This is a genomic window from Ensifer sp. KUDG1, assembly GCF_050434285.1.
In the GTDB taxonomy this organism is placed as follows: Bacteria; Pseudomonadota; Alphaproteobacteria; order Rhizobiales; family Rhizobiaceae; genus Ensifer.
Window position 1 is genome coordinate 614623 of record NZ_JBNDIG010000002.1, and the last position, 16556, is coordinate 631178.

General features: G+C 63.6%; 16 protein-coding genes. 10 read left to right on the forward strand and 6 right to left on the reverse strand.

All coding sequences use genetic code 11. The features are described from left to right. Nucleotides 1-33: 33 nt before the first annotated feature. From ccoN to M2267_RS08590, 5 genes are all read left to right on the forward strand, one after another. Nucleotides 34-1662 carry a cytochrome-c oxidase, cbb3-type subunit I gene (gene ccoN / locus M2267_RS08570; protein ID WP_043617330.1) on the forward strand — a complete coding sequence of 543 codons (1629 nt, stop codon included), beginning with the start codon at nucleotides 34-36 and terminating at the stop codon, nucleotides 1660-1662. A gap of 13 nt (nucleotides 1663-1675) precedes the next feature. Beyond that, the gene (gene ccoO / locus M2267_RS08575) at nucleotides 1676-2407 is read left to right on the forward strand and encodes a cytochrome-c oxidase, cbb3-type subunit II (protein ID WP_034788367.1); all 732 of its coding nucleotides are present in this window, start codon (nucleotides 1676-1678) and stop codon (nucleotides 2405-2407) included. A gap of 12 nt (nucleotides 2408-2419) precedes the next feature. Further along, nucleotides 2420-2572 carry a CcoQ/FixQ family Cbb3-type cytochrome c oxidase assembly chaperone gene (locus M2267_RS08580; RefSeq protein WP_034788377.1) on the forward strand — a complete coding sequence of 51 codons (153 nt, stop codon included), beginning with the start codon at nucleotides 2420-2422 and terminating at the stop codon, nucleotides 2570-2572. Nucleotides 2573-2576: 4 nt separating this feature from the next. Continuing rightward, entirely contained in the window at nucleotides 2577-3440 is an 864-nt protein-coding gene (ccoP, locus tag M2267_RS08585) for a cytochrome-c oxidase, cbb3-type subunit III (RefSeq protein ID WP_043617325.1), read from the forward strand. Nucleotides 3441-3654: 214 nt separating this feature from the next. Further along, nucleotides 3655-4524, forward strand: coding sequence for a DUF3800 domain-containing protein (locus tag M2267_RS08590; protein WP_429113979.1), 870 nt, complete (start codon nucleotides 3655-3657; stop codon nucleotides 4522-4524). A gap of 210 nt (nucleotides 4525-4734) precedes the next feature. Here M2267_RS08590 and M2267_RS08595 read toward each other — a convergent pair whose 3' ends face one another. Continuing rightward, nucleotides 4735-6297, reverse strand: coding sequence for an MFS transporter (locus tag M2267_RS08595; RefSeq protein ID WP_429114520.1), 1563 nt, complete (start codon nucleotides 6295-6297; stop codon nucleotides 4735-4737). Nucleotides 6298-6407: 110 nt separating this feature from the next. Between M2267_RS08595 and M2267_RS08600 the strand changes: the two genes are divergently transcribed. After that, complete coding sequence (locus M2267_RS08600; protein WP_429113980.1) at nucleotides 6408-7220, forward strand: helix-turn-helix transcriptional regulator; 813 nt, start codon at nucleotides 6408-6410, stop codon at nucleotides 7218-7220. Between the two features lie 27 nt (nucleotides 7221-7247). Here M2267_RS08600 and M2267_RS08605 read toward each other — a convergent pair whose 3' ends face one another. The 5 genes from M2267_RS08605 to M2267_RS08625 all read right to left on the reverse strand — a co-directional run bounded on the left by M2267_RS08605 (nucleotide 7248) and on the right by M2267_RS08625 (nucleotide 11663). Next, a complete protein-coding gene (locus tag M2267_RS08605; RefSeq protein WP_043617320.1) occupies nucleotides 7248-8144 on the reverse strand; it encodes a hypothetical protein in 897 nt (298 codons plus the stop codon). A gap of 404 nt (nucleotides 8145-8548) precedes the next feature. Then, nucleotides 8549-8902 (reverse strand): VOC family protein, encoded by a 354-nt coding sequence (locus M2267_RS08610; protein ID WP_429113982.1) that lies wholly within the window; start codon nucleotides 8900-8902, stop codon nucleotides 8549-8551. A 1-nt stretch (nucleotide 8903) separates the two neighbouring features. Then, nucleotides 8904-9314 carry an SRPBCC family protein gene (locus M2267_RS08615; protein ID WP_429113983.1) on the reverse strand — a complete coding sequence of 137 codons (411 nt, stop codon included), beginning with the start codon at nucleotides 9312-9314 and terminating at the stop codon, nucleotides 8904-8906. A gap of 64 nt (nucleotides 9315-9378) precedes the next feature. After that, nucleotides 9379-10209 (reverse strand): helix-turn-helix domain-containing protein, encoded by an 831-nt coding sequence (locus M2267_RS08620; protein ID WP_429113984.1) that lies wholly within the window; start codon nucleotides 10207-10209, stop codon nucleotides 9379-9381. Further along, nucleotides 10185-11663 carry an alanine/glycine:cation symporter family protein gene (locus M2267_RS08625; RefSeq protein WP_429113986.1) on the reverse strand — a complete coding sequence of 493 codons (1479 nt, stop codon included), beginning with the start codon at nucleotides 11661-11663 and terminating at the stop codon, nucleotides 10185-10187. The genes M2267_RS08620 and M2267_RS08625 overlap by 25 nt, the downstream gene beginning before the upstream one ends. Nucleotides 11664-11888: 225 nt before the next feature. Between M2267_RS08625 and ccoG the strand changes: the two genes are divergently transcribed. The 4 genes from ccoG to ccoS are packed head-to-tail and all read left to right on the forward strand — an operon-like array spanning nucleotide 11889 to nucleotide 16412. Next, on the forward strand, nucleotides 11889-13463 hold the full coding sequence (ccoG, locus tag M2267_RS08630; RefSeq protein ID WP_429113989.1) for a cytochrome c oxidase accessory protein CcoG: 1575 nt from the start codon (nucleotides 11889-11891) through the stop codon (nucleotides 13461-13463). Next, nucleotides 13460-13972, forward strand: coding sequence for a FixH family protein (locus M2267_RS08635; RefSeq protein ID WP_429113991.1), 513 nt, complete (start codon nucleotides 13460-13462; stop codon nucleotides 13970-13972). Before ccoG ends, M2267_RS08635 begins: the two co-directional genes overlap by 4 nt. Then, nucleotides 13969-16257, forward strand: a complete 2289-nt coding sequence (locus tag M2267_RS08640; protein ID WP_429113993.1) for a cation-translocating P-type ATPase — start codon at nucleotides 13969-13971, stop codon at nucleotides 16255-16257. The genes M2267_RS08635 and M2267_RS08640 overlap by 4 nt, the downstream gene beginning before the upstream one ends. Further along, the gene (gene ccoS, locus M2267_RS08645) at nucleotides 16254-16412 is read left to right on the forward strand and encodes a cbb3-type cytochrome oxidase assembly protein CcoS (protein ID WP_043615060.1); all 159 of its coding nucleotides are present in this window, start codon (nucleotides 16254-16256) and stop codon (nucleotides 16410-16412) included. The genes M2267_RS08640 and ccoS overlap by 4 nt, the downstream gene beginning before the upstream one ends. Nucleotides 16413-16556: the final 144 nt, after the last annotated feature.

Below are 16556 nucleotides of genomic sequence, written 5' to 3' on the forward strand. Positions count from 1 at the left end.
TGCGTGCGTTCGGACCAAGTTGGGGACCCAACCATGAAATACACATTCGAGATGATCCTGCTCGGGGTCGGTGCATTCCTGGCGCTCGTCGGCGCCGGGCTTGCCCAGGACCGGCACTTCGAAGCCCATATGTGGGTGCTGTTCTTCACGCTTCTTGCCGGCACCATCCTTTTGATGCGCCGCATCGAGTTCAGCCCGGCTTCCGCGGGCAGGGCGTCACCGCCGCCACCCCAGTCGGAGTATTTTGACGAGGTGGTCAAATACGGCGTGATCGCCACCGTCTTTTGGGGCGTCGTCGGATTTCTCGTCGGGGTCGTGGTTGCGCTCCAGCTTGCCTTCCCGGACCTCAACATCGAGCCCTGGTTCAACTTCGGCCGCATGCGGCCGCTGCACACCTCGGCGGTCATCTTCGCCTTCGGCGGCAACGCGCTGATCGCAACGTCGTTCTACATCGTCCAGCGCACCAGTCGCGCGCGCCTCTTCGGCGGCAATCTCGGCTGGTTCGTGTTCTGGGGCTACCAGCTCTTCATCATCATGGCTGCCACCGGCTATCTGCTGGGGATCACCCAGTCGAAGGAATATGCGGAGCCGGAATGGTATGTGGACCTGTGGCTGACGATCGTCTGGGTCGCCTATCTCGCCGTCTTCCTCGGCACGCTTCTGACCCGCAAGGAGCCGCATATCTATGTGGCCAACTGGTTCTATCTCGCCTTCATCGTCACCATCGCGATGCTGCACATCGTCAATAACCTGGCGGTTCCGGTCTCCTTCCTCGGTTCCAAGAGCTACTCGGCCTTTGCCGGCGTGCAGGATGCGCTGACGCAATGGTGGTACGGGCATAACGCCGTGGGCTTCTTCCTGACGGCCGGCTTCCTCGGCATGATGTATTACTTCATCCCGAAGCAGGCGAACCGCCCCGTTTATTCCTACCGCCTGTCGATCATCCACTTCTGGTCGCTGATCTTCATGTACATCTGGGCAGGCCCGCACCACCTGCACTACACCGCGCTGCCCGACTGGGCGCAGACGCTCGGCATGGTGTTCTCGGTCATGCTCTGGATGCCCTCCTGGGGCGGCATGATCAACGGCCTGATGACGCTTTCGGGCGCCTGGGACAAGATCCGCACCGATCCGATCATCCGCATGATGGTCATGGCCGTTGCCTTCTACGGCATGGCGACCTTCGAAGGCCCGATGATGTCGATCAAGACGGTCAACTCGCTTAGCCACTATACCGACTGGACCATCGGCCACGTGCATTCGGGCGCGCTCGGCTGGAACGGCCTCATCACCTTCGGCGCGATCTACTACCTCGTTCCGAAGCTGTGGAACCGCGAGCGCCTCTACAGCGTGCGCATGGTCAACTGGCACTTCTGGCTCGCCACCCTCGGCATCGTCGTCTACGCGGCGGTCATGTGGGTCGCCGGCATCCAGCAGGGCCTGATGTGGCGCGAATACGACGACCAGGGCTTCCTCGTCTATTCCTTCGCGGAATCGGTCGCGGCCATGGTTCCCTACTACGTGCTGCGTGCCCTTGGCGGCGCACTCTTCCTCGCCGGAGCTCTGCTCATGGCCTTCAACGTAACCATGACCATCCTTGGCCGCGTGCGCGATGAAGCTCCGATCTTCGGTGCGACGCCCGCGCTCAAGGCTGCGGAATAGGAGGGCATAGAGAATGTCCATTCTCGACAAACACGCGACGCTCGAACGCAACGCGACCCTGCTGCTCGTCGGCTCTCTGCTCGTCGTCTCCGTCGGCGGCATCGTGGAAATCGCGCCGCTGTTCTATCTCGAAAACACCATCGAGAAGGTGGAGGGCATGCGTCCCTATTCGCCGCTGGAGCTTGCCGGCCGCGACATCTATGTGCGTGAAGGCTGCTATGTCTGTCACAGCCAGATGATCCGTCCGTTCCGCGACGAGGTGGAGCGCTACGGCCACTACTCGCTGGCGGCGGAATCCATGTACGACCATCCGTTCCAGTGGGGCTCCAAGCGCACAGGGCCGGATCTGGCGCGCGTCGGCGACCGCTACTCCAACGAGTGGCACGTGCAGCACATGATCGAGCCGCGCTCGGTGGTGCCGGAATCTGTCATGCCGAGCTACGCCTTCCTCAAGGCGACCCCGCTCGACGTGAACAATATCGCCGCCAACCTCAAGGCGAACAAGGCGGTCGGCGTTCCCTACACGGACGAGATGATCGACAACGCGCTTGCCGACATCAAGGCGCAGGCCGATCCGAACGCCGACACGTCAGGCGTCGAGGGGCGCTATCCGAAGGCCAAGCTCGGCGACTTCGACGGCGATCCGCAGAAGTTGACGGAGATGGACGCGCTCATCGCCTATCTGCAGATGCTCGGCACGCTGGTCGACTTCTCCACCTACGACGACACCACCGGTTATCGCTAAGGAGATCAGCACATGGAAACCTACACGGCCATGCGCCAGTTCGCCGATAGCTGGGCGCTCCTTGCGATGACGCTCTTCTTCCTCGGCGTCGTTGCCTTCATCTTCCGGCCCGGCGCCAAGAAGGCCGCCGATGATGCCGCAGCCATCCCCCTGAAGGAGGATTAATAGAATGGCGGACAAACACGTCGACGAAATCAGCGGCGTCGAAACCACCGGCCACGAATGGGACGGTATCCGCGAGCTCAACAACCCGATGCCGCGCTGGTGGGTCTATACCTTCTACGCGACCATCGTCTGGGCTGTCGGCTACATGATCGTCTATCCAGCCGTGCCGCTCCTGACCGACGCCACCAAGGGCGTGCTCGGCTATTCGAGCCGCGCCGAAGTGAGTGCGGAGCTTGCGAGCGCCAAGGCGGCGCAGGCCGGCAACCTCGAGAAGATCGCCTCGAGCTCGCTTGCCGACATCATGGCCGATCCGCAGCTGCAGCACTTTGCCGTGTCCGGCGGTGCCTCGGCCTTCAAGGTCAACTGTGCCCAGTGCCACGGCTCGGGTGCGGCCGGTTCTGCCGGTTTCCCGAACCTCAACGACGACGACTGGCTCTGGGGCGGCAAGCCCGAAGAGATCTACCAGACGATCGCCCACGGCATCCGCTACAACGGCGACGACGAGACCCGCGTCTCGGAGATGCCGTCCTTCGCGGAAATCCTCAAGCCCGAGGAGATCAAGCAGACGGCAGCCTATGTCGTCAGCCTCACCGGCACGCCGTCGGATGCATCCATGGTGGAGCCGGGCAAGGCGCTGTTCGAGACCAACTGCGCCTCCTGCCACGGTGCCGACGCCAAGGGCAACCGCGAGTTCGGCGCGCCCAACCTTGCCGACGCGCTGTGGCTGAACGGCTCGAGCGAGCAGGCGATCGTCGCCCAGATGAAGGCGCCCAAGCACGGCGTCATGCCCGCCTGGCTGCCACGCCTCGGCGACACCACGGTCAAGCAGCTCGCCATCTTCGTGCATTCGCTGGGTGGCGGCGAGTAGGCGTCAATTTCACGCCGGGCAAACTCGCTCGAAGGAAGGCCGTATCGGAAGATGCGGCCTTCCTTTTTTGTCTAAGCGAGTATCGACTGCAAACTCCTCTCGACTCCACCACTGATTGAATGCATCCTGCGAGGCGGAGACAGTTCTGCATGAGCTCAACTCGTTGGAAACCGACGAATGATTGAGCGGGGATCTTGTTTGGTTGGGGGACTAATTGACTGCTCCAGACTACGAGTTTGTAGCTTACATTGACGAGTCAGGAGATCCGGGGCTCAAGCGTGTACGTCCTATCGACGATAGGGGAAGCACTGAGTGGATGACCGTATCCGCAGTGGTCGTCAGCAGATCACGAGACTCTAGCATTAAAGGGTGGGTCGCTGACATCAACAAGTCCGTTGGTGAGAGCAACACCGAGATCATCCACTTCAAAGATCTGTCTGATGGGAACCGGCTTGTAGTTGCGAAAGAGTTGGCGAAACTACCTGTCCGGCTCTTCGTGGTAGCCTCGAATAAAAAGAATATGCGGCGGCATAGAAATGAGCGCGCCGAAAAAGTTCTATCAAAGCAATGGTTCTACAACTGGCTTGTTCGTATACTTATTGAACGAGTTACGCACTGGTGCTCGCGTCGGGCGGTGCGTCAATTTCTGCCACGTCGCCACGTGAAGTTTGTCTTTTCCCAGTCCGGCGGCCATTCCTATAGCCAAACAGCTGCCTACCATCAGCTTCTAATGAGGCAGGCCCGGGGCGGAAGACCGGTCTTGGACAAGTGGGTTCCAAGATGGGAGGTTATGAGCCCCCACCTCGTAGAAAATTACCCCCATTATCAGAGGGCGGGATTGCAATTAGCGGATGTGGTTGCGAGTGCATTTTATCAAGCGATAGACAATTTGGACACTGGCCCATGTGAGGGGAGCTACGCGCGTGCATTGGCCCCCAGGATGGCCTTCTCGGACGCCGGGGCGTATCACGACTACGGGGTTGTACTACAACCTACGCCTTGCTGGTCGGCAGACATAAGCTCGGATCAACAAGAGATCTTTGAGTTCTATGGATACGATTTCACTCGGCCATTATGGTGGTAGGCCCCGGCTCCTGTTTCGTTCGGCGTTGCTAGGCTGCTTCCTAGTGCAACCATACCCCGAATAAGACGCCCAGCGTCGGGAGTGATCGGCGGACCTACCGTGTAGAAGATAGGAATTTTATCCGATTCCGGCAACTGGGATCTTGTGAGTAGCCCAGGCTGCCGAGGAGTGACTCGCAAACTCAGCCCATCGCTAGCAAATGGATACTCATCAGGGTTTCAGTTCCTTGGCTGGACAAACATGCCTTAGAGTCACAGCCGCTAGGATGGCCATGATGGCGATGGCGAAGGCGCAAATGGTGGCGGCTGCGTTGAAACCGGTCATGAAGGCGGCCTGGGCTTGCTCCAGCATGCCCCCCGGTAGCTCGGTCGCGACGGATACGGCGCCGGCGAGGCTGTCCGACAGTCTGTGGCCGATATCGCCGGCAACCTCTGTCTGGCCGGACATTTCGGCGCGGTAGACCGCCGTCGTCAGGCTGCCGAGCGTGGCGATACCGACCGCAAGACCGAGTTCCTGCACCACTTCGGAGAGGGCCGAGGCCGAACCGGCCTTTTCGGCGGGCGCTGCGCTGACGACGAGATCGGTGCCAAGCGCGGCAATGGTGCCGAGGCCGAGATAGACGAGCGCGAATGCGGCCGTCACCAGCCCGACACCGCCTGGGGAGGAATCGAGTAGGGCGAGCAGGAGGTAGCCGACCACGGAGAGCGCCAGCGCCGTTGCGATCACGGGGCCGGGGCCGAAGCGCCGGGCGATGAGCGGTGCGGTGATGCCGGCCAAAAGCATGGCGAGCGCCGAGGGTCCCATTCTGAGGCCTGCCGACAGGGGAGAAAGCCCGACGACGAGCTGCAGATACTGGGTGACGAGCAGCATCGTGCCGCCGACGGCCGTCAGGCCGACCAGGAGGATCAACAGCGCTGTGCGGAAAGCGCGGTCGGAGAAGAGTTCGAGGTCGATCAGCGGGCTTCGCAACCGGCGTTGCCGCCGGATGAAGAGCAGTGTGGCGACGAGGCCGACGGTCAGACCGAGCACGGCAGCGAGTCCGAAGCCATCCTTGGCGATCTGCTTGATACCGTAGACGATGGGAAGCAGCCCCGCCAGCGACAGCGCCACGCTCGTCATGTCCAGCCGCTCCGATTGCGGGGCACGGTATTCCGGCAGCAGGAACGGCGCGACGATGAGCAGCAGCCCGACGATCGGCAGTGCGACGAGGAAGGCCGCACCCCACCAGTAGCGTTCGAGCAGGATGCCGCCGACGATCGGCCCCGCCGCCATGCCAAGCGCGAACATGGTTGCCCACACCCCGATCGCAAGCGCCCTCTGGTGCGGGTTTAAAAACATGTTGCTGATCAGCGCCAGCGTCGGCGGCATCAGCGTTGCGCCGGCAATGCCGAGGGCCGCGCGTGCGGCGATCAGCATGGTGGCGCTGATGGAATAGGCCGAAAGGATCGAGGCGACGCCGAAGGCGGCGGCACCGAGCATCAGCAGCTTGCGCCGACCGATGCGATCGCCGAGCGTTCCCATGGTGATCAGAAAGCCGGCGATCATGAAGCCGTAGGCATCGACGATCCAGAGCGCCTGCGTGCTTGTGGGCTTCAGGTCTGCCGCCAGCGCCGGCAAGGCCAGATGCAGCAGCGTCAGATCGAGCCCGAGCAGGATGGTGGGGAGTGCGAGCAGGGCAAGGCCGGCCCATTCCCGCAGGCCCGCGCGCGGTTCTGCGGGGGCCGCATGGACGGGGTGTCCCTCGGTGAGGTGGGGTGGTCGGTCGCTGAGCATTGTCAAAAGTGATCTCCGTCTTCGCTTGGGCTGGTTGCGGAAACCACATCTTCAAGGCACACTAGTCCTGTTACAATTTAAGTATTTATCCTATTACTAAGAGCAATAGCGTGAACGAACGAAGCCTTGAGCGAAGCAAGAACGAGCTGTCGGAGTTTCTGACGCGGCACCGGGCGAAGCTGACGCCGGCCGATGCTGGGCTCGCGTTCAACGGCCGGCGGCGCACCCCCGGCCTCAGGCGCGAGGAGGTGGCAGCGCTCGCCGGCGTCGGGCTCACCTGGTACACCTGGTTCGAGCAGGGGCGCGACATCAAGGTGTCGGAGGCGTTCCTGTTGAATGTGGCGCGGGCGCTGAAGCTCGATGACGCCGAATGCAGCCATCTGTTCCTGCTGGCCCACAAGCGGCCGCCGCCGCCGGAGGCGCATCATCGCGTCACCGTTTCGCCTTTGGTCCAGCAGTTGCTGGATGAGCTGACGGCGCGGCCGGCCTATGTGGTCAACCTGCGCTGGGATGTCGTTGCCTGGAATGCGGCGGCGGACGCGCTGTTCGGCTTCAGTGCCCGGCGGCCGGAGCTTGGCAATATTTTGCAGATGGTGTTTGCCGATCCCGAGATGCGGCGGCGTATGCCCGCCTGGCGCGAAGACGCGCCGAAGCTGCTCGCCCAGTTCCGATATGATTTCGCCGTGGCCCCGGATGATCCGTCGATGCTGGCCCTGGTCGAAAGCCTCAAGGACCTTTCGGCCGATTTCAGGCGCTGGTGGGCAGCCCCCGGCGGCGACGAGGCCCGGCGCGGGATCGGATCCCTGATCGATGCTGCAGCCGAGAGCCTGCGTTTCCGCCACGAGACGCTGGTGGTGGACGAACACCGGCATCTGCGCATGGTGGTCTATTTCGCCGAGCCGGCGCTCGCCCGGGAGCGATAACCGAAGCTGCCGGCGCTTTGGCGCGTCCTATTCGAGAGCTGCGGCGATGGTGGCGCCGACGACAACGCTCGACAGCGCCGTGCCGAGAAGCAGCGACGTGTTGACCGGCCGCTTCACGACCGTGCCGAAGTTGAAGAGGTTCATCGGCAGGAGGTGAAAACCGCCGCTTTCCGGCTTGCTTGACGGCGCTTCCATGAAACACTCGTCGTCGAACCAGACCCAATCGTCGCGCCAGGTCCAGCAGCCGTGCTGGCGATAGATGTTGGCCACCTGCTCGGCAAAACCCTTGTCAGCCGGCAGGCGGATGTAGTTTTGCGGCCGGCGGCTGAAATACTGCATGGCGAGCGGCATGGAGCGCTCGGTGCAATAGTTGGACATCCAGAGCTTGAAGCCGATCTCGTCGCGCAGGCGGTCGAGGACCCGGAAGACCTGCACGTGATCCTCGTGGCCATACTCGCCCCAGGGATTGTGGGTGAAGACGTTCATGTCGGGCTTCAGCAGCGGCAGCAGCGTGCGGTAGAGCGTCTCGTAATTGTCGCGGTAAGCCTGGGCGATCGGCCGGGTCGAGTGGCGGAAGCTGCCGGGCATGATCTGCGACAGCGACTTCTTGACGATGCGCTTGGCTTCGCGGCGCGTGCCTTCGGTGCCGAACTCCATGCCGAAGGGGCCGGGCTTCGGGTTCGTCCAGTCGGCGCAGTCAAACGAGCCGGTTTCCTCCATTTCGAGGAAGCGCACGTTGCCGCGCGGATAGGCCTTGATCGCAGCGGTGCGCGCGTCGCCCATCTGCGGCTCAGACCAGATGTCGCGATAAAGGATGATCACCTCATCGACCTTGTTGAGGATCGAGGTGAACCACAGCAACTCGTCATCGGGATGGGCGCCGATGATGACGGAGTTCTTCAGAAAATCATGCGTGTCGGCCATGCTCTTGCGCGCCCTCGTGTTCGTCGCGCGCAATTCTGACGTGTAGAGATTAAACCGGCGTAAAGCGGGAGGGCCTGTCCACAGGTTACGGGGGCGACACAGTCCCGGACGTATCGGTTGATTGCCGATTACGCAGCGAGGCACGCAGCGCGAATGGCACGCGCGCTGCCGTCTCTTCAACTTCCCTCATTTCTGTGCTTGTCACAGAAATCCAGCCGCGCCGCGTCGGCGGCGCGACAAAAGCGGCCGGCGTGTTTTGGCTCAGCGCCTCTTGCCGTGCGGACGAACGGCCGCTGGATCTCTGTGACAAGCACAGAGATGAGGGTGGAGAGGAGGCGGCCACTGCGCCCGTGAGGCGACGCTGCCGCCATCTTCCCCGCTCTACCTCCCTGAGTGTCTCAGCCTTACTGCGCCGACCAGACCGCCAGTTCGTAGCCATCCGGGTCGGCGAAATGGAAGCGTCTTCCGCCGGGGAAGGAAAAGATCGGCTTGACGATCCTGCCGCCGGCCTTTTCGACGCGGGCGAGCATGTCCTCCAGCGTGTCGGCATAGAGGATGATCAGCGGTCCGCCGCTGCCGACAGGGCCGGTGGTGGTGAAGCCGCCGGTCAGTCGGCCGTCCTGGAACTCGCAATATTCCGGACCGTAATCGGTGAAGGTCCAGCCGAAGGCGCTGCCGTAGAAGGCCTTGGTGGCGGCGATGTCGGAGACGTTGAACTCGACATAGTCGATGCGGCTGTCGTTGCCCTTGTTACCCATTTTATCTGTCTTCTCCGGATTCCATGATCGATTTCAAGGTGGCGAGGTCCTTCGCCACCCAGCCGGCGTCGCCGGCAAATTGTTCCGCGCTCATGCCCGGCTGGCGCAGCAGTGTGAACATCACCTCCGCGCCGTCGCCGTTCGGCACGACGCGCAACGCATTGTGGACCTCTGTGCCGTCTTCCAGCGTGACGAGATGATCGACGACGCCGAAGTCGTTGTCCGGCGCAAAGCGCACGCGGGCATTGCCGAGAGGGCCCGGCGCCAGCCAATGGTCGCCGTCGCGGATTAGGCCCGATGAGAGACCGGACGCCCAGCGCGGCATGTTTTCGGGCTTTGCCATGAAGGCATAGACCTCGCGCCAGTCGCGGCTGATGGTGGTGTGAACGATCCTTGCTTCCAGTGTTGCCATGCTTTGTTCTCCTGAGCGAAGCAGTAGCATGGGTGGTCTCACCGGTCTTGAACGAAACGGCCAGTCAGGCCGCTTGCCGGTCAGCTGCGAGCTGGCGGCGGATTTTGGCGGGCGAGAGCGAGGTGAGTTCCCGGGCCTCGCGCGACAGATGCGCCTGGTCGGCATAGCCGGCATCGAGCGCAAGCACGCCGAGCGTGGCGGAGGGTTCCCTTTGGCATGCGCCGAGGAAGCGCTGCAGGCGCAGGATGCGGTCGAGCGTCTTGGCGCCGTAGCCGAAATGCTCGTGGCAGCGGCGCCTCAGCGTCCTTTGGCTGGTGCCGGTGGCGGCCGCGAGGTCGCGGATGGGGTTGTCGGACGAGCCATGGCACTGCCGCAGTTGGGCAAGGGTGGCGGCGATATCGCCCGGTGGCGACGAGACGGCCGGCAGGCGTTCAAGCACCGCTTCCGCCAGCATCGCGGCGCGGCTGGCCGCATCGGGTGCATCCTCAATCCTGGTTTCGAGTTCGCGCGCGGCACGGCCCCAGAAGGCGTCGAGCGGGACGACCTCGCCGAGGATCTGCGAAAGCGATGTGCGCAGGAAGGAGGCTGCGATGCCCGGGCGGAAGCGCAGGCCGATGATATCGGTGCCGGGCGCAAAGACCGGGAAGGCGGCTACCCGGTCGGGCCCGGCAACCGCCAGGCCGTGCCGGGACCAGAGGATATCGACGCAGCCGTCGGGCACGACCGCGATGGGGGCGGCCGTCCCTTCCAGCAACTGGTGGCGCCAGAGGCATTCGACATGGCGGCCAAGTTCGCCGGGCGCGGCATGCTCTTGATAGATGCCGCGCCGCTTGGCCAGCGTCGGTTCTGGCGCAAGCAGCTTCGTCTGTGTCAGCGGCCCGAGGGCGCCGTCCATGCCTTTTCCTCCAAGCTTCGCCCGGTGCCGATCGCCTCTTCGCGCGACCAGATCTCGCCGTCGATCTGGCCCTGCAGTTCCGGATAGTCGGCTGCATGGAAGACCGGATCGAGACCCTGCCGGCGCTGGGCGAAATAGTCCTTCGTCAGTTTGGCAATGGTACCGGAGAGGAGCACGATGGCAATGAGGTTGATCGTCGCCATCAGGCCCATGGAGGCGTCTGCCGCGTCGAACACCGTTGTGATGCTTTCGGACGCGCCCCAGACGACCATGACGAGCACGGCGCAGCGCATGACGAGAACGCCGGCGCGATTGGCGCCGCCGAGATAGGTGAGCGCGTTCTCCGCATAGGAATAGTTGCCGATGATCGAGGTGAAGGCGAAGAAGAAGATCGCGACCGCGATGAAGTAGCTGCCGGCCCAGCCGATATGCACGTTCATCGCCGCCTGCGTCAGCTGCGTGCCGGTGACGCCGGAGCCCGGTTCCAAGGTGCCCGACAGCAGGATCATGACCGAGGTCGCGGTGCAGATCAGGATGGTATCGATGAAGACGCCGAGCGACTGCACGAAGCCTTGCGACGCCGGGTGATGCGGCACGGGCGTGGCAACGGCCGCGATGTTCGGGGCCGAGCCCATGCCGGCCTCGTTGGAGAAGAGGCCGCGCTTGACGCCGTTCATCATCGCCGCCGTGACCCCGCCGGCAACGCCGCCTGCCGCCTCCTGCAGGCCGAAGGCGCTGGAGATGATCGTCCACAGCACGCTCGGCACGATCGATGCGTTGACGACGAGCACGTAGATCGCGGTCAAGAGATAGGCGATCGCCATGAAGGGCACGACGATTTCGGCGACGCGGGCGATCTGGCGGATGCCGCCGAAGATGACGATTCCGGAGATGGTTGCAACCGCGACGCCGACGGCGATCTTCGGCACGCCAAAGGCGCCCTGGACGGCGTCGGCGATGGAATTGGCCTGAACGGCGTTGAAGACGAGGCCGAAGGAGAGAATCAGGCAGACGGAGAAGATCGTCGCCGCCCAGGGCGCGTTGAGGCCGCGGGCGATGTAGAAGGCAGGACCGCCGCGATACTGGCCGTTTTCGTTGCGCACCTTGTAGAGCTGCGCCAGCGCGCTCTCCGCATAGGCCGTTGCCATGCCGACGAGCGCCACCATCCACATCCAGAAGGTCGCACCCGGACCACCGAGATAAAGCGCCACGGCAACGCCGGCGAGGTTGCCGGTGCCGACGCGCGAGGCGAGGCTGACGGTCAGTGCCTGGAACGGGCTGATGCCGGCCGCATCCTTCGAGCCGCCGCTGCTCAAGACCCGGAACATCTCGCCGAAATGCACAATCTGCGGAAAGCCGAGGCGCAGCGTAAAATAGATGCCGACGGCGAGCAGGCCGTAGATCAGCACGTAGCCCCAAAAGATCGTGTTCAGAAAGCCGATGATCGCGTCCATGCGGTTCCTCTTTGGTATTGCAAGGTGTGGTGACGTGGCGAACCGCAATGCGGATCGGATGGGAAAGGCCGTTCACTTCGCTTGAGCCAGGCATCCTGCGAATGCCCGGACCTTTCGCCGCATGCTGGCGCTTTAGCCCGCAAACTTGACACAGATCAACGTTTTCGGCGGCCAAATCAGGCAAAACGTGGTGCAATACATGACATATCCGGGGATTTCCCACAAATGAGCCCACAATCCGCCGCAAATCCTGCCTCTGTCGAACGTCATGAGGCCGAACCGGTCAATGCGGCGCATGTGCGCAAGCCGCTCTACGAAAAGCGCAAAAAGATCTTCCCCAAGCGCGCCGAAGGCAGTTTCCGCCGCTTCAAGTGGCTGGTGATGCTGGTCACGCTCGGCATCTATTATCTGACGCCCTGGATCCGTTGGGATCGCGGTGAGCATGCACCGGATCAGGCGGTGCTCGTCGATATCGCCGCCCGGCGCTTCTACTTCTTCTTCATCGAGATCTGGCCGCAGGAGTTCTTCTTCGTCGCAGGCCTGCTCGTCATGGCCGGCTTCGGCCTGTTCCTGGTGACGTCTGCCGTCGGCCGCGCCTGGTGCGGCTATACCTGTCCGCAGACGGTCTGGGTCGATCTCTTCCTGGTGGTCGAACGCTACATCGAAGGCGACCGCAATGCCCGCATGAAGCTCGATGCCGGTCCCTGGACGTTCGACAAGGTCGTCAAGCGGGTGTCGAAGCACTCGATCTGGATCATGATCGGCATCGCCACGGGCGGCGCCTGGATCTTCTATTTCGCCGATGCGCCGACGCTTCTGAAAAGCTTCGTTTCGCTGGAAGCGCCCATGGTCGCCTACATGACCGTCGCTATCCTCACGGCGACGACCTATGTCTTCGGTGGGCTGATGCGCGAGCAGGTCTGCACCTATATGTGCCCGTGGCCGCGCATCCAGGCGGCGATGCTCGATGAAAACTCGCTGGTCGTGACCTATAACGACTGGCGCGGCGAACCGCGTTCGCGTCACCAGAAGAAGGCCGTTGCCGCCGGGGAGGCCGTCGGCGATTGCGTCGATTGCAACGCCTGCGTCGTCGTCTGTCCGATGGGCATCGACATTCGCGACGGCCAGCAACTCGAATGCATCACCTGCGCGCTCTGCATCGATGCCTGTGACGGCGTCATGGACAAGCTCGGCCGCGAACGCGGTCTGATCTCCTATGCGACGCTCAACGACTATGCCGCAAACATGGCGCTTGCCACCAATGGCGGCACGGCGGCGATCGATCCGGGCCGGGTGCGCAACGCAGACGGCGCATTTTCCGACAAGGTGCGCCACTTCAACTGGAAGATCGTCTTCCGCCCGCGCGTGCTCGTCTATCTCGGCGTCTGGACTCTGGTCGGTATCGGTCTGCTCTATGCGCTTCTGTCGCGCGACCGGCTGGAGCTCAACGTGCTGCACGACCGCAATCCGCAATTCGTCGTCGAATCCGACGGTTCGGTACGCAACGGCTACATGGTCAAGCTCTTGAACATGATCCCGGAACAACGCACGATTACGCTCGCCATCGACGGCATGCCCTCGGCGACCATGCGCATCGCCGGCCAAGCGCCGGGCGACGGACGCACCTTTGCCCTCGGTGTCGATCCGGACAAGGTGACGGCGGTCAAGGTGTTCGTGACACTGCCGAAGGACAAGTTGACCGAAGCGGCTGACGGTTTCAGCCTCATCGTCGAGGATCCGTCGAGCCACGAGCGCGACGTCTACAAGGCCAACTTCAACAGCCCGGGAGCCGCAAAATGACAACAAACCAGGCAGGGGCGAAGCCGGCAAAAGCACCGCGGCCTTTCACCGGCTGGCACATGCTCGGCGTCATGGTGCTGTTCTTCGGCACCATCATCACCGTCAACCTGATCATGGCCTGGAACGCCAGCAACAGCTGGAGCGGGCTCGTGGTGCAGAACACCTACGTTGCGAGCCAGCAGTTCAACGGCAAGGTGAAAGAGGCCAAGGCCTTTGTTGCCGACGGTCTCGATGGCAAGCTCAGCGTCGAAAACGAGGCGTTGCGCTACACGCTGACGCGCCGGGGCAATCCCGAGATGACCGCCGACAAGGTGGTCGCGGTGCTGAAGCGCCCGGTCGAGGAGCATGAGGATGTCACGGTCGAGATGGCGCATCAGGGCGAGGGCGTCTTCGTTGCCGCAACCGCGCTGAAGCGCGGCCAGTGGATCGCCGACATCACCGCGACATCGGGCGACACCGTCGTCTATCGCCAGGCGATCCGCTTCATGGTGCCGGGAGCCGCCCAATGAGCTGCTGCGCCCCCGGAACCGAAATGGCTCTGGAGATCGACAGGGCCGGGCAGGGACTGCCGACAACCGAAGAGCTCTGGCTGACAAGCCGTTCGCTCGGCGGCGGTCTGCGCCAGACGGATTTGAGCGTGCCCGGCGTGCATTGCGGCGCCTGCATCACCACGCTTGAAGGCGCCTTGAAGACGCGGCCGGAGGTCGACCGGGCGCGCGTGAACCTTTCGTCCCGGCGCGTGTCGATCGTCTGGAAGGAAGAGGTCAACGGCGCCCGTACCGATCCGCGGGAGCTGGCGCGGGCCATCCGTTCGCGCGGCTACGAAACCCATCTTTTCGCACCGGGCGAGGAAGACGGCGACCAGACGCTGAAAAAGCTGGTGCGCGCCGTTGCGGTCTCGGGCTTTGCCTCGGCCAACATCATGCTGCTTTCGGTCTCCGTCTGGTCGGGGGCGGAGGCGGCAACCCGCGATCTCTTTCATTGGATCTCGGCGCTGATTGCCGCGCCGACGCTGATCTATGCCGGACGCTTCTTCTACGCGTCCGCCTGGAACGCGTTGAAGCACGGCCGCACCAACATGGACGTGCCGATCGCGCTCGCGATCACGCTCTCCTATTCGATCTCTCTCTATGAGACGATCACCCACGGCACCCATGCCTGGTTCGACGGCACGGTGATGCTGCTCTTCTTCCTGCTGATCGGCCGCACGCTCGACCACATGATGCGCGGGCGCGCCCGCTCGGCCATCAGCGGCCTGGCGCGGCTCTCGCCGCGCGGCGCCATGGTGGTGGATGCTGAGGGCGGACGTGAGTATCGCCCCGTCGACGAGATCAAGCCCGGCGAAAAGCTGGCGATCGCTGCCGGCGAGCGCATCCCCGTGGACGGCCGCATTCTCCTCGGCGCCAGCGATCTCGATCGCTCGATCGTCAACGGCGAGAGCGCACCGGCGCCGGTCAAGGTTGGCGACACCGTCGAAGCGGGAACGCTGAACCTTACAGGACCGCTGACGATCGAGGCGACGGCGGCGGCACGCGACTCGCTGCTGGCCGAGATCATGGGGCTGATGGAAGCCGCCGAAGGGGGCAGGGCGCGCTATCGCCGCATCGCCGACCGCGCGGCGCAGTATTATTCGCCGGCGGTGCATCTGCTGGCGCTCTTGAGCTTCATCGGCTGGATGTTCGTCAATGGCGATTTCCACCATGCGATGCTGGTCGCGGTCGCGGTGCTCATCATCACCTGCCCCTGCGCACTTGGCCTTGCCGTACCTGTCGTGCAGGTGATTGCCGCCGGACGGCTCTTCCAGAACGGCGTCATGGTCAAGGACGGCTCGGCGATGGAACGGCTTGCCGAGATCGATACGGTGCTGCTCGACAAGACGGGCACGCTCACGGTTGGAGAGCCGCGCCTCGTCAACGGCCAGGACATTCAGCCTTCGATCCTCGCGACGGCGGCGGGGCTCGCCGTGCATTCGCGCCATCCGCTGGCGATGGCCATTCATGATGCGGCGGCGCTCGCGCCCGTCGTCAATGGCGACATCCGCGAAATCCCCGGTGCCGGCATCGAGGCGCAGACGGAGGCCGGCGTCTACCGGCTCGGCAGCCGCGCCTTTGCCTGTGGCGATGCCGGCGAGGCGACGGGGCAGTCGGAAGTGATCCTGTCGCTCGACGGCCGCGAACTCGCCTGCTTCCGCTTCGAGGATAGGCTGAGGCCCTTCGCCCGCGAAAGCATCGAGGAACTTGGACGCCTCGGCCTGTCGACCGGCATTCTCTCCGGCGACCGCGAGCCTGTCGTCGCGGCGCTCGCCCGTCGGATCGGCATCGAACGCTACAAGGCGGAACTGACGCCGCGCGGCAAGGTCGACGAATGTGCGGCGGCTGCCGAGGGCGGTCACCGGGTGCTGATGGTCGGCGACGGCATCAACGACGCGCCGGCACTCAGGGCGGCTCACGTCTCGATGGCGCCGGCAACGGCGGCCGATGTCGGCCGCCAGGCGGCAGACTTCGTCTTCCTGCACCAGGGGCTGAACGCCGTGCCGATGGCGATCGATACGTCGCGCCGGGCCGGGCGGCTGATCCGCCAGAACTTTGCGCTCGCGATCGGCTATAACGTCATCGCCGTGCCGATCGCGATCCTCGGCTATGCCACGCCGCTGATCGCGGCGGTTGCCATGTCGACCTCGTCGGTGATCGTCGTTGCCAATGCCTTGCGCCTGCGCGCGGCGACCGGCAATGTCGCGGAGGCAGCCGAACAGAAGGCAGCCGTCACGCTGCGGCCGGTCGGGAGCGCCTCATGAACACGCTGATCTATCTCATTCCCATCGCGCTGTTTCTCGGTGGGATCGGCCTCGTCGCCTTCCTCTGGGCGCTGAAGAGCGGCCAGTACGAAGACCTCGAAGGGGCCTCCTGGCGGGTGCTCGACGATGGCGACGGAAAGCCCGAAAAGAAGTGATTTCGTCAGTAATCACTTGTCCTTAATCGATTTGAATGCCAAAACAACCTCCGCCGTCGCTTCTCGCGCCCGGGCCTTCGACAGAGCCCCGCGCGACGGGGCGAAGTTCAATTCGAAGAGCCGGCTCTGACGCGCTTATCCCGA

What these genes read in the sequence shown, in the direction of transcription:
- M2267_RS08610 (WP_429113982.1), bottom strand. Translation starts at nt 8,902, where the DNA reads ATGGGTAACAAGGGCAACGACAGCCGCATCGACTATGTCGAGTTCAAC.
- M2267_RS08580 (WP_034788377.1), top strand. Translation starts at nt 2,420, where the DNA reads ATGGAAACCTACACGGCCATGCGCCAGTTCGCCGATAGCTGGGCGCTC.
- M2267_RS08625 (WP_429113986.1), bottom strand. Translation starts at nt 11,663, where the DNA reads ATGGACGCGATCATCGGCTTTCTGAACACGATCTTTTGGGGCTACGTG.
- ccoO (WP_034788367.1), top strand. Translation starts at nt 1,676, where the DNA reads ATGTCCATTCTCGACAAACACGCGACGCTCGAACGCAACGCGACCCTG.
- ccoP (WP_043617325.1), top strand. Translation starts at nt 2,577, where the DNA reads ATGGCGGACAAACACGTCGACGAAATCAGCGGCGTCGAAACCACCGGC.
- ccoN (WP_043617330.1), top strand. Translation starts at nt 34, where the DNA reads ATGAAATACACATTCGAGATGATCCTGCTCGGGGTCGGTGCATTCCTG.
- ccoS (WP_043615060.1), top strand. Translation starts at nt 16,254, where the DNA reads ATGAACACGCTGATCTATCTCATTCCCATCGCGCTGTTTCTCGGTGGG.
- M2267_RS08605 (WP_043617320.1), bottom strand. Translation starts at nt 8,144, where the DNA reads ATGGCCGACACGCATGATTTTCTGAAGAACTCCGTCATCATCGGCGCC.
- ccoG (WP_429113989.1), top strand. Translation starts at nt 11,889, where the DNA reads ATGAGCCCACAATCCGCCGCAAATCCTGCCTCTGTCGAACGTCATGAG.
- M2267_RS08595 (WP_429114520.1), bottom strand. Translation starts at nt 6,297, where the DNA reads ATGCTCAGCGACCGACCACCCCACCTCACCGAGGGACACCCCGTCCAT.
- M2267_RS08635 (WP_429113991.1), top strand. Translation starts at nt 13,460, where the DNA reads ATGACAACAAACCAGGCAGGGGCGAAGCCGGCAAAAGCACCGCGGCCT.
- M2267_RS08620 (WP_429113984.1), bottom strand. Translation starts at nt 10,209, where the DNA reads ATGGACGGCGCCCTCGGGCCGCTGACACAGACGAAGCTGCTTGCGCCA.
- M2267_RS08640 (WP_429113993.1), top strand. Translation starts at nt 13,969, where the DNA reads ATGAGCTGCTGCGCCCCCGGAACCGAAATGGCTCTGGAGATCGACAGG.
- M2267_RS08615 (WP_429113983.1), bottom strand. Translation starts at nt 9,314, where the DNA reads ATGGCAACACTGGAAGCAAGGATCGTTCACACCACCATCAGCCGCGAC.